This is a genomic window from Citricoccus sp. K5 (assembly GCF_902506195.1).
In the GTDB taxonomy this organism is placed as follows: Bacteria; Actinomycetota; Actinomycetes; order Actinomycetales; family Micrococcaceae; genus Citricoccus.
In genome coordinates this window covers 175765-196420 of record NZ_LR732817.1, presented here as the reverse complement: position 1 = coordinate 196420, position 20656 = coordinate 175765, and the positions used below count along the sequence as shown (strand labels likewise).

Here is a 20656-nt window from a genome sequence, read left to right as displayed (position 1 = left end):
GGACGAAAGGTGCTACGCGGGCAGGGCAGCCCTGGTGCCCTCCGGATGCCCGTTGGTGGGCAGCCCGTCGTCGTCCAGGGGGAAATGACAGGCCACGTAGCCACCGCCGGAACACGGTTCCAACTTCGGCTCCACCGCCGCACAGACATCCTGGGCAAAGGGGCAGCGGGTGCGGAACCGGCAACCCGAGGGCGGATCCAACGGGCTCGGGACGTCACCGGGCAGGGTGATGGGCCGCTTGGCCACGCCGGTCTCCGGGTCGAGACCGGGAACCGAGTCCAGCAGTGCACGCGTATAGGGGTGGCGCGGTGCCTCGTACATCCGGTCCGAGGGGGCGATCTCCGCCAACTGGCCGAGATAAAGCACCGCGACCCTGTCGCTGACCTGCTTCACCGTGGCGAGGTCGTGGGCGATGAAGAGGTAGGACAGCCCCAGTTCGACGCGGAGCTTCTCGAACAGGTTGATCACCTGTGCCTGGATCAGGACATCCAGGGATGAGATGGCCTCGTCGCAGATGATGACCGCCGGGTCCAGGGCGATGGCCCTGGCGATCGCGACGCGCTGAGCCTGTCCGCCGGACAGTTCCATGGGCCTGCGCCGCAGGTAGGTGTCCGGGTCCAGGCCCACGAGGTCCAGGAGCTCCCGCACCTTCGCCCGCCGTTCCGGCCGGCTCAGCGAGCGGTGGCTGTCCAGTGGTTCGGCCACCACGTCCTCGATCCGCCATCGCGGGTTCAGGGAGCTGAAGGGGTCCTGGTAGACCATCTGGAAATTGGACCAGACCTTCTTCAGTTCCTTGCGGCTGAGCCCGGTGAGGTCCTCGCCCCTGAACACGACGGATCCTGACTTCGGCCGGTCCACCTGGATCACGGCACGTGCCAGGGTGGACTTACCCGAACCGGTCTCCCCCACGATCCCCAGGGTCTCGCCGGGCATCAGGTCGAACGAGATGTCGGAGACGGCATGGACCACGCCCTCCTTCACTCCCCCGGGTCCACGGCTCTCGAATTCCTGGACGATGTTCCTGACGGACAGCAACGGTTCGTTCATGACTCAGTCTCCTCTCGGGGATCGCCGGTCACCGGATGCCAGCACGCGTACCAGTGGCCGGCGTCATGCTCCAGCAGTGCCGGTGCCGTGATGCAGGTCTCGGTCGCCCGGACGCATCGCGGCCGGAACGGGCAGCCCTCGATCCGCTGGGAGGGATCCGGCGGGTGCCCGCCGATGACGGTCAAGGCCGAGTGGGAGGGCCGGGACACCTGGGGAATGGCTTCCAGGAGGGCGCGGGTATACGGCATCCTGACGTTGGCGAAGAGTTCCGAGGTCTCGGCCTGCTCCACCACCTGGCCGGCATACATCACGAGCACTTCGTCGGCATAGCTGGCGGCCAGTCCCAGATCGTGGCTGATCATGATGACCGCGGTCCCCAGACGTTCGCGCAGGTCCACCAACAGCTCCATGATCTGGGCCTGTGTGGTCACGTCCAAGGCCGTGGTCGCCTCGTCCGCGATCAGCACCTTGGGGTCGGAGGCCAGCGCGATGGCGATCATGACGCGCTGGCGCATGCCGCCGGAGAGCTGGTGCGGATACTGGTGGAACCGCTTCTCCGGAGCCGGCAGCCGCACGAGTTTGAGGAGTTCGATGGCCCTCTCGGCAGCGTGCTTGCGGCTGACGGTTCGATGCGTCCGGACCGATTCCACGATCTGCGCACCGACCGACATGGTCGGGTTCAAGGAGCGTGCCGGGTCCTGGAAGACCATGGAGATCTCCTGGCCTCGCACCAACCGCATCTTCCGGTCGCTCAGGCCTACCAGTTCCTTGCCGTCGAGGTCCGCGGACCCCGAGACCTTGGCGCTGGGCGGCAAGAGGCCCATCAGGGCTCGGACGGTGACGGACTTGCCGGAGCCCGATTCACCGATGATGGCCAGCATCTTCCCGGGCCGGACGTTGAAGGACACTCCCTTGGCAGCTCGGATGCGCTTGCCGGCGCGCGTGAACGTGACCTGCAGGTCTCTGACCCTGAGGACCGGCTTGTCTCCGATCCCGTCGGAGGTGGCCGGTTCTGGTGTGATGGTCATGGTCGTGCTCATCGCCCACTCATCTCGTCGCGGATGTTCTCACCCAACAGGTTGAAGGACAGCACCGTGGCCAGGAGGGCCAGGCTGGGCCACAGCACCAGCAGTGGTGTGGCGGACATTGACTGCTGGCCCTCGAAGATCATGTTCCCCCAACTCGGTGCGGGCGGTGGGATACCGAGGCCGAGGAAGCTGAGGGCGCCCTCCGTCACGATCACGATGCCCATGCCGAGCATGGCGAAGTTCAGCATCTGCGGGGTGATGTTCGGCGCCACATGCCGCAGCAGGATGCGCCAGGCCGGGCTTCCGCTGAGCTCGGCGGCCTGCAGGTACGGCATGGTCATCACCCTCAGCGTGGCCGAGCGGGCCACTCGGGCCACGGCCGGGATGCTGAAGGCGGACAGCGCCAGGATGGTGTTCGGGATACTCGGCCCCAGGGCCTGGGCGATGAAGATGGTGAGGACCAGGGAGGGGAAGGCGATGAACACGTCGAGAACCCGCATGATGAGGTTGTCCACCCGGCCGCCGACATAGCCGGACAAGGCCCCGATACCCCCGCCGACGGCGAGTCCGATGAAGTTGACGGAGATGGCCACGATCAGCGACGACTGGCCACCGTGCAGCAACCGGGCCAGCACGTCGTTGCCGTTGATGTCCGTGCCCAGCAGATGGCCGGGGCTGCCCGGCGGCAGGGCGCTTTCCAGGATGCTGCCGCCGACCGGGGCCGGTACGGGAAACACGTACGGGGCCACGAAGCAGGCCAACAGCAGCAGACTGACGAAGGCCACCGGCAGGCCGACCACCAGCCGTTGGCGCAGGCGGCCCCAGCGCAGGTCGGAATCGTCGTGAACCTCGGGCAACGCGGCGAGGACTGCGGGGGCTTCAGTGACTGCCATAACGGATCCTTGGGTCGAGGACGGCATACATCAGGTCGACGACGAGGTTGGCGAGCACGGCCACGGCCGCGAAGATGAACACGCACATCTGCACCACGGCCACGTCCTGGGACATGGCACCCTCCAGCATCATCATGCCCATCCCCGGCATCGCGAAGATCTGTTCGATGATGACCGTGCCACCCACCAGGGTGCCGATGTTCAGGCCCACGATGGTCAGCAGCCCGAAGGAGGAATTGCGGAAGGCATGGAGCCAGAGGACCATCCCGGGGCGGACGCCCTTGGACCGGGCCGTGTCCACGTAGTCGGCGGAGTTCATCTGCTCGACGAGGTCGCCGCGCAGGAAACGGGTATAGAAGGCCGCCAGGGGGACGGCCAGGGCCAGGACCGGCATGGCGACCGATCTCAGGTTGGGCACCAGCCCGTCCTCCAGCGGGACGAACCCGATGGCGGGCAGCATCTGGAACGTGATGGCGAAGACCAGGACGAGCAGCATGGCCAGCACGAAGTTCGGAACCGCCAACATGGTCATGGCGACCACCATGGTGGCCCGGTCGAACAGCCCGCCGGGCTTGCGTGCGGCCATCAGGGCCACCGGGATCGCGATCCCGAGGGAGACCACGAAGGCGAGGACGACCAGCTCCAGGGTGACGGGAGCGCGATCGGCGATCATGTCCGCCACCGACTGGCCGCTGACGGAAGACTGGCCGAGGTCCCCGCGGAAGAGGCCGAAGAGCCAGCCGAAGTATCTCTCCGGAGCGGGCCGGTCCAGGCCCATCCGTTGACGGACTGCCTCGACCTGCTCCTCGGAGGCATCCATGCCGGCCTGGTTGCGCGCCGGGTCTCCCGGCATCAACTCCAGCAGCACGAAGACCAGGACGCTGATGGCCAGCAGCAGCGGAATGGTCATCAGCAGGCGGCGGCCGAACAGCCTCAGCAGGGGCGAGCCGCCGCCGGTGCCCCGGGTGTCCCTGCGTCTCTGCTTGCCTGGCGGTTCAGTCCCCTCCGGCCGGGCCGCGTGCGGGTGGACGGCGGTGTCAGTCACTGTTCAACCCACACGCGCTCGTAGATGACCCCCGGATTGACCGCCAGGGCAGGAATCGGGGTGGTGAGCCCGGGGCCGTGGACGCCCTTGCGGACCACCTGGGCCGGGGAGAAGGCGATGCCGAAGGGGCCATAGGCCTCGTCGGAGATCATCTTCGCGGCCTGCTGGTAGAGCTGTTCACGTTCCTGTTCGTCCACCGTGCCGGCGGCGTCCTGGATGACCTGGTCCAGGTCGGTCTGCAGCCCGCCGGCCAGGGCCTCGGCCGCGGTGCTGGCTCCCTCCGGCAGTGGAGTGCCGCTGTACGTGGAGGTGGAGCCGAAGCGGACGGCCACGCCGATCCCGGCAGCCGGGTCCCACGCGCCCGCGGTCTGGAGCATGGACTCCCACTCCCCGGTGCCGAACTTGGTGATCACGTCGCCAAGGGGCTTGGAGTCGATCGTGACGTCGATCCCGGCCTCCTGCCACTGGGTCTGCAGCGCCGTGGTGACCTGACGGGCGGTCACGATGTCCGTGGTGCCCAGCTCCACCGTGAGCCCGCCGATCTCCTCGACCAGCTCCCGGGCCTTCGCCGGATCGTAGGTGCGGTACCCGTCGACCTCCGGCTGGTGGAACAGGCCGCCGGACGCGGTGAAGGACTGCGACATGTCACCCTGACCTCCGAAGAGTCCTTCATTGATGGCCTCGAAGTCCGTGGCGTAGTAGATCGCCTCCCGCGCCTTCTTGTCGTCGAACGGCGCCTGACGCGTGTTCAGCTGGATCACGTACGGAGAGGTCGGCGCCCCAAGGGTGGTGGTGACCTGCGGATTGGACTGGGCCTGCTCGATCAGGGTCAGGGAACTCAGACCTTCGATGGCATCCCCCTGGCCGGCCTGCAACGTCTGATACATGACCTGGTCTCCGGCCACGGACTGGAAGGACAGCTCGTCCAGGTACGGCAGACCGTCCTTGAAGTAGTCCTCGTTCTTGTCCAGGTCCAGACGTTCGCTGATGCGGTTGGCCTCCACCGTGAACGGACCTGCCGCAACCGGGGCCTGACTGAACTCCTGGGCACCCATCTCCTGATACGCCGTCGGCGAGGCGATGAGGTTCAGGTTGTTGTAGGGCATGGCGTTCACGAGGGCGCCGTTCGCCGTGGCCAGCTGGATCTCCAGCGTCACGTCATCCACGGCACGGATGGCTCCCAGCCGCTGCTCGATCAACTCCTGGTCCACGTCCTCGGGCAGGGCCGCGTAGAGATCGTCCAGGAACTGCTGGTCCAGCTCCGGTACCGGCAGGTCCTGGGCCAGGTCCAATTGCGGGGCTCCTGTACTCCCCGAGCTGAGGTTGCGGATCCAGTTCCACAGGACGGCCTCGGCGTCCATGGGCGTCCCGTCCGAGAAGGTGATGCCTTCCCGGAGCTTCACCGTCAGGGTCAAGCCATCCTCCGAGAATTCATAGCTCTCGGCCTGGTGGGGAACGATCTCGGCGTTCTCACCGTTTTCATCCGCCTCGAGCGTGAACAGTCCTCCGAAGATCGCCGAGTTCAGCGACTGGTTCGCCCCCACCGAGTTGGAGGTGGCCGGGTCCAGCCCGGTGTCCCAGCCGCCGGAGTACCCGGCGTCCAGGAGCACCGTCAGGTCACCGCCGGACTGCGGTTCACCCACGGCGGCTTCCCCGTTGTCCGAGGCGTTGGTGCCGGCATCCCCGGCTCCGCAGCCGGCGAGGACGAGGCCCAGGCTCGACGCCAGGGCGACGGTTCCCAGGACCCCGCGGCGCGGGCCCTTCTGGCGTGGTCTACAGCTCATGACGACTCCCCACAGTGGTGGACGACAGGACCGGGATGTGACCTACAGCACATCTCGCTTGCAAGAAGTCTGGCCCAGTCAGAGAGTCGCTCACAGGTGAATTCCATCGGGTGAAAGCCAGTCGGAAGCCATCAGGACAGGTGGCCGGTCAGCCCTCTCCCAGCCAGCGCAGGGCGTTGCGTGAGCTGATGTCCTCCCACTGCTCCGCGGGCAGATCCATGTCACGCAAGGTCTTGGCCACCGGGTCCTCGCGGAGCATCGCGGGGAAGTCCGATCCCACCATCAGCCGGTCGGCTCCGAGCAGGTCGATGAGATAGCGCAGCGCCCGGTGGTCGAAGACCATCGAGTCGTAGTAGAACCGCCGCGCGATCTCCAGAGGCGAGGGGCCGTCGTCGTGCATCACGGCCCGGTCCAGGTCCACCGGACCCTCGTTCCAGGCGCCGCCCCAGAAGTAGTTGGCCCGCGGCAGCATCATGGCGAAGCCCCCGGCGGCATGGCTGAAGGAGATGCGTAGGTCCGGGCAGGCGGCGGCCGTGCCGCCCAGCACCATGGAACCGGCCGCGAACATGCCCTCCACCCCCACGACATAGGTCCCCATGGCGGACGGCGGCAGCCGGTTCATGGGTGCGGGCATGGCGTGGACGAATACGGACAGGCCGAGCCGTTCAGCCTCCTGGAAGAAGCCCAGGAACCTCTCGTGCCCGATCGAGTCCCCCAGGATGTTCGAGGCGATCTCGACGCCGGCCAGACCGGCCTCCTTGATCGCGGCCAGTTCGCCGGTGGCGGCGTCCGGGTCCTGCAACGGCACCATGCCGAGACCGGTCAGCCGATCCGGGTCATGGCCGCACAGTTCCGCGGTGAAGTGATTCACGTGCTGGGCCAGGGCCAGGCCGTCGGCCGGAGGGAGGTCGTACTTCAGCAGCGGCGGCATCGGGCTGACCACCTCCCGGTCCACGCCCGAGGCGTCCTGCGCCTCAAGGCGCCGTTCGGCGGCGAAGAACACGTCCTTGGCCCGGAACCGCATCTCGCCGAAGGCGAGGGTGCGGTCCGTGGAACCCGCCACGGACTCCATGGAGGGGAAGCAGGACGGGGCGTTTTCGGGGTAGCCGTCTGGCAGCACGTGGGCATGGGCGTCAATGATCATGGGGGTGTCCTTCTCCCGTTCGGGGATGACTCAGTGGCTCGTGGTCAGGAGGTGCGGCGCCACCACCGGATCAAGGGTTCGGCCGAGATGGGGTTGGACGGTGACGTGGATGGCGCTCTTGTCCTCACGGTCTCCGGCGAGGGTCTCGATGGCCTCGGCCACCTGTTCCAGGCCGAAGGTGTGGGTGTGCAGGCGTTCCAGCGGGAAGCGCCCGGATTCCAGCAGGGCGATCGCCTTCTCGTTGGCCGCCGAGTCCACGCCGTAGGCACCCCGGACGGTGAGTCCCCGGTTGATCAGCAGGTCCGTGCTGAGCGGTATCTCGCGCCCGCCCTTCAGCCCGGCCAGCACCACGCGGCCGCCGTGGCGGACGACCTTCAGGGCGTCCGTGACCGGTCCGGCCGCCATGGGAGTCAGGTCCAGTGAGACATCCGCCATCCGGCCGCCGGTGATCTCCGTGACGGCCTCGACGATGTCCCGGCCGGCCGGCCCGTCCACCACCACGGTGTGGTCCGCACCCAGCTCCTCGGCGACCGCCAGCTTGTGCCGGTCGGACTCCAGCCCGGTGATGATGACCGTGCGGGCGCCAGCGGCCTTGGCTGCCATCACGGCGGCCAGCCCTCGCTGGCCGGCCCCGAGGACCACCAGGGTGTCCCCCAGGCCGACCTCGCCCAGGTCCACCGCCCACCGGACCCCGGCTCCCAGGGGGTTGTACATGGCGGCGATGTCGATGGGCAGGGACGGGTCGATCTTGTGCATCACCGCGTTGGGCGAGAGGTACAGGTACTCGGCAAAACCACCGTAGAGGGACGGCTCCACGTCCACCGGAGTGACGCCATGGCCGTTCTGCTTGTTGCGGCAGGCCTGGTAGCGGCCCACGAGGCAGTCGGCACAGGACCGGCACGGCACGATCACCTCGAGGGCCACGCGGTCACCCACCTGGACGCCCCACCGCTCGGCAGCACGTTCGCCGAGTTCCTCGATGATGCCCAGCGGCTCGTGCCCGGGGATGAAGGGCGGCCTGGACCTGCCTTGGAGATGGCCGCGGAAGATCTCCACGTCCGAACCGCAGATGCCGTTGGCCTCAACCCTCATCAGGCCGTCGTCCGGTCCGATCACCGGCCGGGGGAACTCCCGGATCTCGAGGGCGCTGGGTCCGGTCTGGACCACGGCCCTCACGGTGTCCGGCAGGTGGTCATGCAAACGCTGTGTCATCGTCAGTCTCTCCTTAGCGGGCCACGGTGGCCACGGGTGGGGTGGCGGGACCGCTGCGCCCGAAGGGGCCGCCGTCCACCGCCAGGATCTGGCCGGTGATCCACCGGGCTTCGTCACTGAGCAGGAAGGCGGCGGCATGGGCGATGTCCCAGGCGCTGCCCTCCTTCTTCAGGGTGGTGCTCTCCCGGCGAGCCTCACGGAAGCGCTCGTCCATGTTGGCGGCGGCGAAGGAGCCCCAGATGGCCCCCACCTCGATGCAGTTGACGCGGATGCCCTGCGGTCCGAGCGTGGAGGCCGCTCCCACGCTGAAGTTCTCCAGCCCGGCCTTGGCCACGCAGTACGGCATTCCGGGCCCGCGAGCGCTCACGCCCACGGAGGAGATGTTGAGGATGGCGCTGCCCGGGGGCAGGTGGGGCACCGCGTGGCGGGTGACGGACCAGGCGGAGGTGAAGTTGATGTTCATCAGTTCGTCGAGCCGTTCGGGGGTGACCTCGAAGATCCCCGCCCGGTCCCCGCTCGCCACGTTGTTCACCAGGGTGTCCAATCCGCCGAGGAGTCCGGTGGCCTCGGTCACGGCCTGCTCACACGCGGCGTCGGTGGTCACGTCCGCGGTCAGGGCATGGGCCGTGCCGCCCTCGGCCGTGATCCGGTCGACGGTGCGCTGGGCCGCCTCGTCGCTGCGGTCCAGCACCACCACGGAGGCGCCGCGGGCCGCCAGGAGCCGGGCGATGCCGTACCCGACGCCGGGCAGGTCCCCGTTCTGTCCGGCCCCCGTGACGAGGGCTCGGCGCCCGGCCATCCGGGCGGTGCCCTGAGCGGCCAGCGGATCCTCCAGCGGTGTGCCCGCCAGTCGTTCCTCGACGTCAGTGCTGGTCATCGATCGTCCTTCTGTGGTGACGTGCCGGTGGATTCCGGTGTTCCGGTGGTGATGGCCACGGGCTTCCCGGACCAGTCGGCGAAGTACCGCACCACCATGGAGATCCCGGCGTTGCGGGACCCTGCCACGGCCACGATCATGGAGGCCGGGTCGGCGATGGTGCGCTGGAACTGTTCCGGGTCTGTGGTGTCCCCGGTGGCCCCCGGGAACCGGACTCCGTTCTCGTTGGCCCGGTCCTTGCCCACGGCGGCGAGCTGTCCCGTGGTGCGTCCGGCGTGCTCGGCGAGCCAGGCCGCCACGTCGGTACGGGAGAACCCGGCCTTCGCCAGCTGGTTGGCATGCTCGGGGCACAGCACCACTCCGGCGCCGGCATTCCTGAAGATCCACGGGCCGGAACGGCCGATGGTGTCGGCGAAGTCGGCGAGCAACTGCGCCGGATCGGACGTATGCCGGTTGTCCACGAACTCGCTGGTGCGCAACAACGTGGATGTCACGGCGTTGCCGCTGATCCCGAGGTCTTCCGCAAGAGGTGCCCAGGGGCTTTCCTCCTCGTTCTCCGCGAGGCAGATGGACCACCGCCCGGGCAGGCCCTGCGTGGCCTGTTCGAGCTCGTGCGGGCGGATCCCGTACACGTTGCGGACGGTGAGGCCGATGGCCCTGGCCACGGTGGCATTGGCCCGGAAGCCGGGCCCGAACACCCCGCCGGTGCTGTTGAATCCGAGTTCCTGGCGCAGCGGTCCGTTGACGATGATCAACGGGGCCGGTCCACTGGTGGACTGCCAGCCGCCGCCACCGGTGGTCCGCTCCTGGGAGAGCGCCTGCCAGGCGGCCAGGACCACCGGGAAGTACTCCGGCCGGCAGCCTGCCATGGCCGCGTTGATGGCCAGCAGTTCGACCGTCACGGTGCGGTCGACCTGCTTCAGGTGGCTGAGCACTTCGCCGGCGGGGCGGCCAGCGGCCGCGAGGAACCGGTCCACGAGGTCCTGGGTGGCCGGCACCACGGGCAGCCCGTCCGTCCACCCCTGCTCGTAGGCGTGCTCGATCGCGCTCTGGGCGGCGACCGGATCGAGAGACTGAACGGGCTGCTCGTGCTGCACGGACGCCGCTGTCATGCTCGCGCCTCCTGGTCCGGGTCCGTCAGGGTGGACAGGATCTCCGGCAGCAGCAGGCGAGCACGTTCCCGCACCTGTTCCTCAGTCAGCACGGCCATCGGGTGCTCGGTCCTAATCCACTCATAGTCCGGCGCCCCCTGCACGCCGGCCATGGTGCGGCCGGTGATGTCGAAGGCATCGGTGAGGACCACGGCGGCCGGCAGGCCGGCACGCTCGAAGTTGATCCCGTCCGCCACGGCGGCGGCACTGCAGGAACCACAGTCACCGACTCCGGTGACCACCACGTCGCACGACTCCCGGTACCGGGAGACGATCTCCTCGTCCACGGGGATGGAGAAGTTCTTCTTGGTCTCCACGATGCCGACGGACGCGGCACCGTGCTCCTCCACGAGGAGCTCCCCCACCACGGTCAGGAACAGCAGGGCGTTGTGCTTCGTGTTGTCCAGCAGTCCGATCCGGGCGCCGGCCAACGACGCCGGCCGGGGCGCCAGCTCCGGAGTCGGACGGTCCTGCTGGCCGGCAGTGCCTGCGGCGGCGTCCGCGTGCTGGGCCCCCCTGCCGGTGGGATCGAGGATGGTCTGGGTCATGGACGCGCTCCTACTGCTCGTGGACGATGATGCCGCGGATGTTGCGGCCGGCCAGCAGATCCTCGTAGGCCGTGTTCACCTCGTCGAGGGTGTACTTCCGGGTGATGAGTTCCTCGAGCTTGAGGTCTCCGGTCCGGTAGAGGCCCAGCAGCTTCGGGATGTCATACAACGGATTGCAGTCACCGAACAGGGCCCCGCGGATCTGCCGCTGGTAACTGATGAGCAGTCCGGCATGGATGGTCACGGCCTGCTCGTTCAGGTGGCCGACCGAGGTGATGGTGAGCTTGCCGCCCTTGCCGGTCATCGCGATGCCGGCGTTGGCCATCTCCTGGGTGACGGCGTCCGCGGTGATGATGACCTTGTCAGCCAGCTGCCCCCAGGTGGTCTCCACCACGAAGTCATGGGCCTCCTGGGCCGTGGCGAACGCATGGGTGGCCCCGAACAGCTCGAGCGCGGACTCCCGCTTGAAGGCCACGGGATCCACGACGATCACGTTCTTGGCCCCGGCGTAGCGGGCCCCCTGGACCGCGTTGGAGCCCACTCCGCCGGCTCCGAAGATCACCACGGTGTCCCCCGCGCGGACCTCGGCCGCATAGACGGCGGATCCCCACCCGGTGGGGACGCCGCAGCCCACGAGCGCGCCGAGCTCGAACGGGATGTCATCCGGCAGCGGGACGGCGGCGTACTCGGAGAGCACCGTGTACTGGGAGAACGTGCCCAGGGTGCAGAACCCGCCGACGTCCTGTCCGTCACCGTCGTGGAACCGGAAGGTGTCGTCCAGGAACATGCCCGTCCCGGCGTTGAGCCCTTTGACGCACATGTTCTGATGCCCGGTCGAGCACGGTCGGCAGTAGCCGCAGGCCGGGATGTAGGCGCAGACCACGCGGTCGCCCGGCTTCACCCGGGTGACGCTCGGGCCGACCGACTCCACGATGCCTGCGCCCTCGTGGCCGCCCACGATCGGGAAGCGGACCGGGGCGTCCCCGGCGGTGATGTGGTGGTCCGAGTGGCACAGGCCGGAGGCATGGAGCTTGACCCGGACCTCGTGCGCCTTCGGCGGGTCCAGCTGCAGGTCGGTGACCTGCCAGCCGTCATGGGGTCCCCGGGCGACGGCCGCCCGGGTGGTGATGGTGCCCCCGCTGGCGCGCACGCTGGTGGGCTGGTCGCTGGCCGCCGTGGGTGTGGTGATAGCCATGATGTCGGTCTGCCTTTCGTTCAGTGGGCCGCGGGCGTGGCGCCACGCATCGAGACGGTCTTGATCTGCGTCCAGTTGAGGACGGCGTCGGCGCCCATGGTCCGGCCGAAGCCGCTGCTCTTGTAGCCGCCGAAGGGGCCGCCGATGACGCCGGCGCCCAGGGCGTTGTTGACGCCCACCTGGCCGGCCTGCAGCGCCCGGGACATCCGGACGGCGGTGCCCACGTCCTGGGTCCACACGGAGGCGACCAGCCCGTAGTCCACGCCGTTGGCCACCTCGATGGCCTCCTGCTCGCTGTCGACTGGAATGACGGAGAGCACCGGACCGAAGATCTCCTCCTGGGCGATTCTCATGTCCGGGCTGACGTTGTCGAAGAGGGTGGGGTTGACGAAGAATCCGTCACCGTAGTCGGCACCGGAGGGCGCGTCACCCCCCACAACCACATCAGCACCGCCGGCCCTACCGGCCTCGATGTATCCCATGACCCGCTCGTGCTGGCGACCGTTGATCAACGGGCCCATGTTCACCTGCTGGTGCCAGGGACCCACGGTGACCTTCTGCATGGCCTCGGCCAACCGCTCGACCACTTCCTGGTGGACGCTGCGATGCACCACCACGCGGGAGCCCGCGGCGCAGATCTGCCCGGTGTTGAGGGTGATGCCGGTGGCGATGGCAGGTGCGGCCACGGAGAGGTCAGCATCCGGGAAGATCACCTGGGGCGATTTCCCGCCCAGTTCGAGATGGAGGGGGATGAGGTTCCGGGCACAGGACTCCATCACGAGTGAGCCCGTGGCCGGCGAGCCGGTGAATCCCACACGCCGGATTCCGGGATGCCTCGGGATGGCGGCACCGGCCTCGGATCCGAGTCCGGTGACCACGTTGATCACGCCGGCCGGGATCCCGGCGTCCATGGCGAGCCGGGCCAAGGCCAGGGGTGCCAGGGGAGCATCCTCGGCCGGCTTGATGACGATGGTGTTGCCCGCGGCGATCGCCGCGGCGACCTCGTTGGTGAACATCGGGCCGGGGGCGTTCCACGGGATGATGGCCCCGACCACTCCGTAGGGCTCGCGCAGGGTGAAGCCGAGGACGTCCGGCGAATAGGTCGGCAGCGAGACGCCCTGGACCTTGTCCGTCTGCCCGGCGATGAAGCGGATCATCCCCGCCAGGGGCGAGGGCCCCCAGTGGGGGCGGCCGACGTCGCGGGATTCCAGCTGGTCCAGGACCTGGGCGTTCTCCTCCACGAGGGATGCCCAGCGCAACAGCAGCCCGGCACGGGCCGTGGCATTCGTGTCACGCCAGCCCGGCAGGGCGCGCTCGGCGGCCTGGACGGCGGCGTCCACGTCTTCGGCGTTGCTCCGGGGCACCCGGCCCAGGAGGCCGCGATCGGCCGGATTGATGACGTCGATGGTCTCGCCGGAGGCGGCGGGGACCCAGTCCCCGCCGATCAGCTGGACGTTGTCCGCCAGTAACGGGGTGTCGAGGGTGGCCTGGGGATCGATGACTGCGGTCATGGTGTTCTCTTCCGTCTCGGGCGCTGGCTCAGTGGTCGATGGTGATGATGCCGCGGATGTTCTTGCCGTCGAGCATGTCCTGGTAGCCCTCGTTCACCTGGGCCATGGAGTAGCGGTTGGTGATCAGCTCGTCGAGCTTGAGCTTGCCGTTCTGGTACATGCTGACCAGGCGGGGCACGTCATGCAGAGGGTTGCAGCCACCGAAGATGGCGCCCTGGATCCGGCGTTGGAAGCCGATCAGCGCGCCCGGGTGCTCCTTGATGGACCCGTTGCCGACGGCGGTGATGGTCACCTGGCCGGATTTGCCGACGATGTTGATGGCGTCATGGATGACCTGGTCATGCAGGCTGCCGACCGTGATGATGGCGTGGTCGGCCAGTTCACCCCAGGTGGCCTCGATGACGAAGTCCGTGGCCTCCTGCGCCGTGGCGAACACCTGGGTGGCCCCGAACTCGAGGGCCTTGTCCCGCTTGAACTCCACCGGGTCCACCACCACCACGCGATTGGCGCCGGACATGGCCGCACCCTGGACGGCGTTCATGCCGACCCCGCCGGCTCCGAAGATGACCGCGGTCTGCCCCACCTGGACACCGGCGGCGTGGACGGCTGAACCCCATCCTGTGGGAACACCGCAGCCCACCAGGCAGGCGACGTCGAAGGGCAGGTCCTTCGGGATCGGGATCACGGAGTACTCGGAGACCACCGTGTGCTGCGAGAAGGTCCCCAGCACACAGAGGCCGCCGAAGTCCACACCGTCCTGGTGGAAACGGAAGGTGCCGTCCGGGAATTCGCCGGTGGCGGCGTTCTTCCCGGAATCACACAGGTTCTGGTGACCCGTGGAGCAGTAGCGGCAGGAGCCACAGGCCGGGATGAAGGAGCACACCACGTGGTCTCCCACCTGCACGCGGGTCACGCCCTCGCCCACCGCATCGATGATGCCGGCACCTTCATGCCCGCCCACCACGGGCATGCGCATGGCGGCATCACCCTTCTGGATGTGGTCGTCCGAATGGCACATTCCCGCGGCCATCATCTTGATGCGGACCTCGTTGGCCTTCGGCTCGTCGAGGTCGAGTTCGGTGACTTCCCAGGGCGTTCCGGGTTCGCGGCATACGACCGCACGAGTCTTCATGCTCAGGGGGTCCCTTTCTGGCAGGTGGCGCCGAGGACGAGGCGCCGGCGGGTGAGGTGGGCGCATCACCGGATTCAGATGCCGGTGGTGCTGCTGCCTCCACGGTGCTCCGTCCGCCGGCACGCTGCCACGGGCTTTCCGCCGCATGGAAGGATTCACCGTGATCAGGGTCACAATCCCAGCTTGCAGGACCCCGCCGGACCTCCGTCTTCTACCGCGCGGAAACCGGGATGACCCCCAGGGGCCAGTGGGGATTGACTACTGCATGACCGGACCATCACCGGTCGATGCCACCATCCGCCGGCGCCAGACCCGGCCTTCCCCTCTCGAGAACCAGAAGAGAAGTAGGACGCACCGTGATGAACAAGTTCCGCACCGACCTCCACGAGCACCTGGATGCTGTCTGGGACGGTGCCTCGATCGCCGTCGGCGGCTTCGGCAGTTCCGGACGCCCGGACGCCCTGCTCAACGCCCTGTCCGATCTCGGCAAGAAGGACCTGCACCTCTACGTCAACAACGTGGGTGACGATTTCACCGGCATCGGCCGGCTCGTCATGGAGGGCCGGGTCCGCCGACTGACCGGATCCTTCCCCGTGCTGCCCGAGTTCTACGACGAGTACTTCGCGGGTCGCGTCGAGCTGGAGCTGATCCCGCAGGGCACCCTGGCGGAGCGCATGCGGGCCGGTGGCGCCGGGATCGCCGCCTTCTTCACGCCCTCCGGTGCGGAGACCATGCTCTCGGACGGGACGTTCCCGGCCTCTTATTCCGGGGGGACCCCGGGCGAGCTGCTGCCGGCGAAGGAGGAACGGGTGTTCGACGGACGGGCACACGTCCTCGAGTACGGCATCACGGCGGACTTCGGCCTCGTCAAGGCGCAGCAGGCCGATCCCAAGGGCAACCTGCGCTTCCATCTCTCCGCCCGCAACTTCAATCCGCTGGCAGCCATGTCCGGGCGGACGACCTTCGTGGAGGTCGAACGGCTGGTGGACACCGGGTCGCTGGACCCGGATGACATCCACCTCCCCGGGGTCTTCGTGGACCACGTGGTGATGACTGCAGCACCCATCCCGGCCGACCTGCCCCGGCGGGCCGCCTCGCTCCAGAAGGGCTGACCATGTCCATGACCAAAACCGCATCGCCCCGGATCACCGGGCGCACACGGGACGAGATCGCCCAGCGTCTGGCCGCGGATCTGGTGGACGGCTACACCGTCAACCTCGGGGTGGGCATCCCGCTGGCGGTGCCCCAGCACATCCCCGCGGACCGGGAGGTCTTCCTCCAGTCCGAGAACGGGATCCTGGGCCTCGGCCCCGCACCCGAGCCCGGCGCCGAGGATCCGGATCTGACCAACGCGGGGAAGCAGCCGACCAGTATGATCCCCGGCGGGGCCATCGTGGACTCGGCCACCTCCTTCGCGATCATCCGCGGCGGCCACCTGGATGTGACCATCCTGGGAGCACTGCAGGTGTCAGAGGCCGGCGACCTGGCCAATTGGTACGTGCCGGGACGCAATCCGGCCGTCGGCGGTGCCATGGACCTCGTGGCCGGGACCCCTCAGGTCTGGGTCTGCATGGAGCATGTCGACCGCAAGGGTCAGTCCAAGCTCGTCCAGGAGTGCACCTTCCCGCTGACCGGCCGCGGCGTCGTCACCCGGGTCTACACGGACCTGGCGGTCTTCCACGTGCTCGACGGGGTGTTGACGCTCGTCGAGTGCGCCCCCGGCGTCACCGCGGAGGACGTCCGGTTGCAGACCGAGGCCGACTACGTCGTGGCGGTCCCGGCATGAGCACCGGTTCCCAGCAGGGCGCGGGCGCGCCGTCCCTGCAGCAGTGGCAGGACCTGGCCGCCATCGATGTCCACGTCCACGTCCACCGTTCGGTGAAGGACGACGCCGGCCCGGTCGAGTCCGGCGAGCAGATGGGCGAGTACTTCGGGATCGGCACGATGCACGGATACACCGTCCCCGAGCTCGCCGCCTACTACCGCGAGCGCCGCATGGCCGCCGTCGTCTTCACCGTGGACTCGATCTCCGCCACCGGCGACGAGCCCGTTCCTGGGAACCGCGAGATCGCCGAACTGGCAGCCGAGCATCCGGACGTGCTGGTGCCGTTCGCCAGCATCGACCCGGCCCGGGGCGCGGCCGGCGTGCGGGAGGCACGGATCCTTGCCCGCGACTACGGCGTGCGTGGCTTCAAGTTCCATCCCGGCGTCCAGGGGTTCTACCCCGACGACCGGTCGGTCTACCCCCTGTACGAGGTCATCGAGGAGTTCGGCCTGATCTCGCTGTTCCACACGGGACAGACCGGGGTGGGCGCCGGCTCCCGCGGCGGGGGCGGGGTGCGGCTGAAGTACTCCCACCCGCTGGCCATCGACGATGTGGCGGCGGACTTCCCGGACATGGACATCATCATGGCCCACCCGTCCTTCCCGTGGCAGGACGAGGCCCTGTCCATCGCCCTCCACAAGCCGCGGGTCTACATCGACCTCTCCGGCTGGTCGCCCAAGTACTTCCCGCCGCAGCTGGTGCAATATGCGGACACCCTGCTCAAGCACAAGGTGCTCTTCGGCTCGGACTTCCCGGTCATCACCCCGGAGCGGTGGATGGAGGCCTTCGACCAGCTGCCCCTCAGGGATTCCGTGAGGCCCCTGATCCTGCGGGAGAATGCCGCCCGGCTGCTCCGGCTGCCGGGCACCGCCACTGCATCCGGCTCTCCGTCCACCCCCTGAACCGCCAGCCGGCACCTCCGGCACCATCGAGAGGATCTCCCATGCACGAACTCACCGGTCGCGTTGCCGTCATCACCGGCGGTAGCAGCGGCATCGGCCGCGGTATCGCCCTGGCCTGCGCCCGCGCGGGCATGACCGTCTACGTCACCGGACGCAGCACGGACCATCTGGCCGAGACCCAGGCGGAGTTCTCCGCTCGGGGTCTCGAGGTCGCCACCCTTCAGGTGGACGTGACGGACCTGGCCGCCATGCAGCAGACCGCTCAGCGCATCGAGGCCGAACAGGGACGCGTGGACCTGCTGGTCAACAATGCCGGGATCGGCCTGGCCGGAGCCGTCTCGGACGCCACTCCCGCCGACTGGGACTGGTTGATCGACGTGAACATCAAGGGCGTGGCCCACGGCATCCAGACCTTCCTGCCGGCCATCCGCCGGCATGGCCACGGCGGGCACATCGTGAACACCTCCTCCATGGCTGGGCTGATGCCGGTGGTGGCCGGCCTCTACTCGATGTCCAAGGCCGCGATCATCGCCCTGTCCGAGGCCCTGCACATCGAGTTGCTGGCCGAGGGCATCGGCGTCTCGGCCTACTGTCCCGGGCCCACTCATTCGAACATCGCCTCCTCGGTAGCCAAACGGCCTGCCGAGTACGGCGCCTCGGGATATACCGCTCCCGGCCCGGAGGCCACCGCGTTCCAGCTGACACAGCCGTACATGAGTGCGGAGGAGGCCGGCGAGAGGGTCCTGGAGGGGATCCGCCGTGGTGACATGTTCATCCTCACGCACCCCGAGTTCAAGGCCGGGGTCGTGCAACGTCACCGCGCGATCGAGGAATCCTTCCCCGACGAGCCGCTGCACGAGGAGCGGAAGGCCGCCATCCCGTTCCTGCTGTCCTCACCCGTCTATGACGAGGAGCGCCGGAAACCGGCACCGCAGTACGCACCGGCCCGGTAGGCCCGAGGTGTCAGCCCCGCAGGCGCGCCCCGATCTCCCGGAATTTCCGGGCCATGGCCTCGTCGTTCCAGGACCACACGTCGTCGCCGCGCAGCACGGTGTCAGCGCCGCCGTCGCAGTAGACGGTCTGACCCGTGCAGTGGGTGTTCTCCACGGAGGTCAGCCAGATCAGGAGGTGGGCGATGCTCTCCGCACCCTGATGGGAGTTCAGTGGCATCGGCACGTAGGCGTCGGTCATCGCACGGCCCCGCTCGCTGGCCAGCAGGTCCTTGGTCATCGGTGTGACGACGGTGCCGGGCGCGACCGCGTTCAGCGGGATGCCGGCGCCGCCCCACGCCTCGGTGGGGGCCTCTCGGCGCACCCAGCGGGAGATGGCGCGCTTCGAGGACGAGTAGATGGGGTTCGACTCGGGCGACGCCTCCGCGAGCGAGCCCGCTATGGACAGGGCCTGCTCCTCGTCACCGGCGAGCATGGCGTCGACCAGAGCGGTGGAGACGGGCTGTAACGAGGCCATGGAGGAGACCAGGGCGACTCGCGGCGCCTCGGACCGACCGAGAGCGGGCAGCAGTGCCTCGAGGAACTCGGCCATGCCGAAGAAGTTCACCGCGACGGTCACGGGCTTCATCACGGAGAGGCCGGCGCACGGGATGACGGCGTCGACGGTTCCACCGGCGAGCTGCGCGGCCTCCGCGGCCGCAGCGAGGCGGCCCTCGTGGTTCGAGAGATCGCCGGCAACCTCGACGTCTTTCAGGTCGACGCCGATGACGGTCTCCCCGCGCTCGCGAAGGATCTCGGCGGTGACTTTGCCGATGCCGGAGGCGGCTCCGGTGATGACGTAGGTGCGGGACATGGTGATGGCCTTTCGATCAGGGCGTGGGGCGGTCGGTGGTGGTTCCACCGGTGAAGCGGGTGAGCAGGGTGGCCAGGGCCCGCAGGTCGGCCCTGTCCCAGCCGGCGGTGGTTGTGACGAGCATGTCGACGCCGGCGTCGAAGAGCGTCTCGAAGGTCCGGCGGCCCTCCTCGGTCAGCTCCAGCTGCACGGAGCGGCCGTCGGACTCGTCGGGGTGGCGGTCCACGAGGCCCGCGTCGACGAGGCGCGCGATGAGCTTTGAGGTGGAGGGCCGGGTGAGGTGCAACTCGTCGGCCAGGGCGCTGGGGCTGGAGGTGCCGCCGGCGGTGCCGAGGCCGTAGAGGGCGCGCACCGAGACCGGGTCCAGGGAGACACCACAGTCGGCGGTGATCTGCCGTTGCAGCTCGAGCGAGGACCATTGCGACATGAGCCTGGTCAGCGCGCGGAGGGTACTGCGATGCAGGTCCAGGTCCTCGGTGTCCATGGTCCGCACCCTACGCCCATCTAGTTGCCTGAGGCAACTATATGGACCGACTTGTGGTGCGCGGCTGCGAGATCCGCATCGTCGACCGCCCGGAGTCGGGAGCGGCCCTGACGATCACGGTGATCAGGTGTCAGAAGGTGGCTGGCGGAGCGGAAAGGGGGTCAGGCCGCCGCCGTCCACGGGAATGGCCTGGCCGGTGACGTAGCCGGCGCCCGGCGAGGCCAGGAAGGAGACGAGCTCGCCGATATCCGCCGGTTGGCCCACCCTGCCGACCGGGATGTTCCGGCCGCGCTGCGCCAGCGTGGAGTCCACATCAAGGTCCGCGGAGGGGTCCAGGATGGCCCTGCTGGTGGCCACGAGACCGGGGCAGACCGCGTTGACCGTGATCCCCCACGGCCCCACGTCCATGGACAGGGCGCGGGTCAGGCCGATCACTGCGGCCTTGGAGGCGGAGTAGGCCACGGAGAACGGTGCCGCCGAGAGCCCGGCCATGGAGGAGATGTTGACGATCCGCCCGTAGCGCGCGGACCGCATGAGCGGTACGGCCGCTCGGCACATGGCGTAGGTACCACGCACATTGACGTCGATCAGCAGGTCGAAGGCCTCGTCCGGCACCTCTTCGATGTCCCGGCGGTCCGGGCCCTGCGGAGCCGCCGCGTTGTTCACCAGGATGTCCAGCCGCCCGAAGCGGTCCTGCACGGTCTGCAGAATTCCGGCGACGTCGGCCCGCTGGGAGATGTCCCCCAGTGCGGTGACCACATCCACACCCGCCCGGCGCAACTGGCCCGCGAACTCGTCCAGGCCACTGGATGGAACCTGCCCGAGCCTCCGCTGGCGGTCGTTGGCGACACCGCGGGGCTCGCGGTCCGTGATGACGAGCGATGCACCACGGGAGGCCAGCGCCCCGGCGATCCCCTGCCCCATGCCATCCGGCTTGCCGCAGCCGGTGACGAGGGCCACCTGCCCGGCCAGGGGCCGGTGTGAACCGCCCGCATTCGCCGAGGCCCCTTCCGTCCGCCCCGCGGGATCCTGGCGCTGTGGTGTGTGGTGCTCGTCGGTCATGGTCAGCGAATCT

Annotated in this window: 20 protein-coding genes; 4 read left to right on the top strand and 16 right to left on the bottom strand. The window is 68.6% G+C overall.

Going from position 1 to position 20656, the window contains the following annotated elements; all coding sequences use genetic code 11:
* Positions 1 to 12 precede the first annotated feature (12 nt).
* The 13 genes from BOSE125_RS00870 to BOSE125_RS00810 form a co-directional block, all read right to left on the bottom strand.
* A complete protein-coding gene (locus tag BOSE125_RS00870; protein WP_159548751.1) occupies positions 13 to 1047 on the bottom strand; it encodes an ABC transporter ATP-binding protein in 1035 nt (344 codons plus the stop codon).
* Positions 1044 to 2075 (bottom strand): ABC transporter ATP-binding protein, encoded by a 1032-nt coding sequence (locus BOSE125_RS00865; RefSeq protein WP_159548748.1) that lies wholly within the window; start codon positions 2073 to 2075, stop codon positions 1044 to 1046. The genes BOSE125_RS00870 and BOSE125_RS00865 overlap by 4 nt, the downstream gene beginning before the upstream one ends.
* 8 nt (positions 2076 to 2083) lie before the next feature.
* Positions 2084 to 2968, bottom strand: a complete 885-nt coding sequence (locus tag BOSE125_RS00860; RefSeq protein WP_159548745.1) for an ABC transporter permease — start codon at positions 2966 to 2968, stop codon at positions 2084 to 2086.
* Entirely contained in the window at positions 2955 to 4013 is a 1059-nt protein-coding gene (locus tag BOSE125_RS00855; RefSeq protein ID WP_201301103.1) for an ABC transporter permease, read from the bottom strand. Before BOSE125_RS00855 ends, BOSE125_RS00860 begins: the two co-directional genes overlap by 14 nt.
* The gene (locus BOSE125_RS00850) at positions 4010 to 5797 is read right to left on the bottom strand and encodes an ABC transporter substrate-binding protein (RefSeq protein WP_159548742.1); all 1788 of its coding nucleotides are present in this window, start codon (positions 5795 to 5797) and stop codon (positions 4010 to 4012) included. Before BOSE125_RS00850 ends, BOSE125_RS00855 begins: the two co-directional genes overlap by 4 nt.
* Positions 5798 to 5945: 148 nt before the next feature.
* Entirely contained in the window at positions 5946 to 6941 is a 996-nt protein-coding gene (locus BOSE125_RS00845; protein ID WP_159548739.1) for an amidohydrolase family protein, read from the bottom strand.
* A 30-nt stretch (positions 6942 to 6971) separates the two neighbouring features.
* The gene (locus BOSE125_RS00840; RefSeq protein ID WP_201301102.1) at positions 6972 to 8153 is read right to left on the bottom strand and encodes a zinc-binding dehydrogenase; all 1182 of its coding nucleotides are present in this window, start codon (positions 8151 to 8153) and stop codon (positions 6972 to 6974) included.
* A 13-nt stretch (positions 8154 to 8166) separates the two neighbouring features.
* Positions 8167 to 9030 (bottom strand): SDR family NAD(P)-dependent oxidoreductase, encoded by an 864-nt coding sequence (locus BOSE125_RS00835; protein ID WP_201301101.1) that lies wholly within the window; start codon positions 9028 to 9030, stop codon positions 8167 to 8169.
* Entirely contained in the window at positions 9027 to 10142 is a 1116-nt protein-coding gene (locus BOSE125_RS00830) for a hypothetical protein (protein WP_159548736.1), read from the bottom strand. Before BOSE125_RS00830 ends, BOSE125_RS00835 begins: the two co-directional genes overlap by 4 nt.
* The gene (locus BOSE125_RS00825) at positions 10139 to 10729 is read right to left on the bottom strand and encodes a UGSC family (seleno)protein (RefSeq protein WP_159548733.1); all 591 of its coding nucleotides are present in this window, start codon (positions 10727 to 10729) and stop codon (positions 10139 to 10141) included. Before BOSE125_RS00825 ends, BOSE125_RS00830 begins: the two co-directional genes overlap by 4 nt.
* 10 nt (positions 10730 to 10739) lie before the next feature.
* The gene (locus BOSE125_RS00820; RefSeq protein WP_159548730.1) at positions 10740 to 11924 is read right to left on the bottom strand and encodes an NDMA-dependent alcohol dehydrogenase; all 1185 of its coding nucleotides are present in this window, start codon (positions 11922 to 11924) and stop codon (positions 10740 to 10742) included.
* A 20-nt stretch (positions 11925 to 11944) separates the two neighbouring features.
* The gene (locus BOSE125_RS00815; protein ID WP_159548727.1) at positions 11945 to 13435 is read right to left on the bottom strand and encodes an aldehyde dehydrogenase; all 1491 of its coding nucleotides are present in this window, start codon (positions 13433 to 13435) and stop codon (positions 11945 to 11947) included.
* Positions 13436 to 13463: 28 nt separating this feature from the next.
* On the bottom strand, positions 13464 to 14567 hold the full coding sequence (locus tag BOSE125_RS00810) for an NDMA-dependent alcohol dehydrogenase (protein ID WP_159548723.1): 1104 nt from the start codon (positions 14565 to 14567) through the stop codon (positions 13464 to 13466).
* 359 nt (positions 14568 to 14926) lie between these two features.
* On the opposite strand from BOSE125_RS00810, the gene BOSE125_RS00805 reads away from it, so the two are divergent.
* The 4 genes from BOSE125_RS00805 to BOSE125_RS00790 are packed head-to-tail and all read left to right on the top strand — an operon-like array spanning position 14927 to position 18247.
* Positions 14927 to 15679 carry a CoA transferase subunit A gene (locus BOSE125_RS00805; protein ID WP_236558094.1) on the top strand — a complete coding sequence of 251 codons (753 nt, stop codon included), beginning with the start codon at positions 14927 to 14929 and terminating at the stop codon, positions 15677 to 15679.
* 2 nt (positions 15680 to 15681) lie between these two features.
* Positions 15682 to 16353, top strand: a complete 672-nt coding sequence (locus BOSE125_RS00800) for a 3-oxoacid CoA-transferase subunit B (protein ID WP_201301100.1) — start codon at positions 15682 to 15684, stop codon at positions 16351 to 16353.
* Positions 16350 to 17294, top strand: coding sequence for an amidohydrolase family protein (locus BOSE125_RS00795; protein WP_159548714.1), 945 nt, complete (start codon positions 16350 to 16352; stop codon positions 17292 to 17294). Before BOSE125_RS00800 ends, BOSE125_RS00795 begins: the two co-directional genes overlap by 4 nt.
* Positions 17295 to 17335: 41 nt before the next feature.
* Positions 17336 to 18247, top strand: coding sequence for an SDR family oxidoreductase (locus BOSE125_RS00790; protein WP_159548711.1), 912 nt, complete (start codon positions 17336 to 17338; stop codon positions 18245 to 18247).
* 10 nt (positions 18248 to 18257) lie between these two features.
* On the opposite strand, the gene BOSE125_RS00785 is transcribed toward BOSE125_RS00790, so the two are convergent.
* The 3 genes from BOSE125_RS00785 to BOSE125_RS00775 form a co-directional block, all read right to left on the bottom strand.
* Positions 18258 to 19097 carry an SDR family oxidoreductase gene (locus BOSE125_RS00785; RefSeq protein ID WP_159548708.1) on the bottom strand — a complete coding sequence of 280 codons (840 nt, stop codon included), beginning with the start codon at positions 19095 to 19097 and terminating at the stop codon, positions 18258 to 18260.
* 16 nt (positions 19098 to 19113) lie between these two features.
* Positions 19114 to 19581: a MarR family winged helix-turn-helix transcriptional regulator gene (locus tag BOSE125_RS00780; protein WP_159548705.1), complete on the bottom strand. Its 468-nt coding sequence runs from the start codon at positions 19579 to 19581 to the stop codon at positions 19114 to 19116.
* A gap of 123 nt (positions 19582 to 19704) precedes the next feature.
* A complete protein-coding gene (locus BOSE125_RS00775) occupies positions 19705 to 20643 on the bottom strand; it encodes an SDR family NAD(P)-dependent oxidoreductase (RefSeq protein WP_159548702.1) in 939 nt (312 codons plus the stop codon).
* Positions 20644 to 20656 lie beyond the last annotated feature (13 nt).

Excerpts from the sequence above, each read along its gene's own strand:
- BOSE125_RS00830 (WP_159548736.1), bottom strand. The coding sequence starts at position 10,142 with ATGACAGCGGCGTCCGTGCAGCACGAGCAGCCCGTTCAGTCTCTCGAT.
- BOSE125_RS00835 (WP_201301101.1), bottom strand. The coding sequence starts at position 9,030 with ATGACCAGCACTGACGTCGAGGAACGACTGGCGGGCACACCGCTGGAG.
- BOSE125_RS00810 (WP_159548723.1), bottom strand. The coding sequence starts at position 14,567 with ATGAAGACTCGTGCGGTCGTATGCCGCGAACCCGGAACGCCCTGGGAA.
- BOSE125_RS00850 (WP_159548742.1), bottom strand. The coding sequence starts at position 5,797 with ATGAGCTGTAGACCACGCCAGAAGGGCCCGCGCCGCGGGGTCCTGGGA.
- BOSE125_RS00800 (WP_201301100.1), top strand. The coding sequence starts at position 15,682 with ATGTCCATGACCAAAACCGCATCGCCCCGGATCACCGGGCGCACACGG.
- BOSE125_RS00865 (WP_159548748.1), bottom strand. The coding sequence starts at position 2,075 with ATGACCATCACACCAGAACCGGCCACCTCCGACGGGATCGGAGACAAG.
- BOSE125_RS00825 (WP_159548733.1), bottom strand. The coding sequence starts at position 10,729 with ATGACCCAGACCATCCTCGATCCCACCGGCAGGGGGGCCCAGCACGCG.
- BOSE125_RS00780 (WP_159548705.1), bottom strand. The coding sequence starts at position 19,581 with ATGGACACCGAGGACCTGGACCTGCATCGCAGTACCCTCCGCGCGCTG.
- BOSE125_RS00815 (WP_159548727.1), bottom strand. The coding sequence starts at position 13,435 with ATGACCGCAGTCATCGATCCCCAGGCCACCCTCGACACCCCGTTACTG.
- BOSE125_RS00785 (WP_159548708.1), bottom strand. The coding sequence starts at position 19,097 with ATGTCCCGCACCTACGTCATCACCGGAGCCGCCTCCGGCATCGGCAAA.
- BOSE125_RS00870 (WP_159548751.1), bottom strand. The coding sequence starts at position 1,047 with ATGAACGAACCGTTGCTGTCCGTCAGGAACATCGTCCAGGAATTCGAG.
- BOSE125_RS00805 (WP_236558094.1), top strand. The coding sequence starts at position 14,927 with ATGAACAAGTTCCGCACCGACCTCCACGAGCACCTGGATGCTGTCTGG.
- BOSE125_RS00795 (WP_159548714.1), top strand. The coding sequence starts at position 16,350 with ATGAGCACCGGTTCCCAGCAGGGCGCGGGCGCGCCGTCCCTGCAGCAG.
- BOSE125_RS00860 (WP_159548745.1), bottom strand. The coding sequence starts at position 2,968 with ATGGCAGTCACTGAAGCCCCCGCAGTCCTCGCCGCGTTGCCCGAGGTT.
- BOSE125_RS00840 (WP_201301102.1), bottom strand. The coding sequence starts at position 8,153 with ATGACACAGCGTTTGCATGACCACCTGCCGGACACCGTGAGGGCCGTG.
- BOSE125_RS00775 (WP_159548702.1), bottom strand. The coding sequence starts at position 20,643 with ATGACCGACGAGCACCACACACCACAGCGCCAGGATCCCGCGGGGCGG.
- BOSE125_RS00845 (WP_159548739.1), bottom strand. The coding sequence starts at position 6,941 with ATGATCATTGACGCCCATGCCCACGTGCTGCCAGACGGCTACCCCGAA.
- BOSE125_RS00790 (WP_159548711.1), top strand. The coding sequence starts at position 17,336 with ATGCACGAACTCACCGGTCGCGTTGCCGTCATCACCGGCGGTAGCAGC.
- BOSE125_RS00820 (WP_159548730.1), bottom strand. The coding sequence starts at position 11,924 with ATGGCTATCACCACACCCACGGCGGCCAGCGACCAGCCCACCAGCGTG.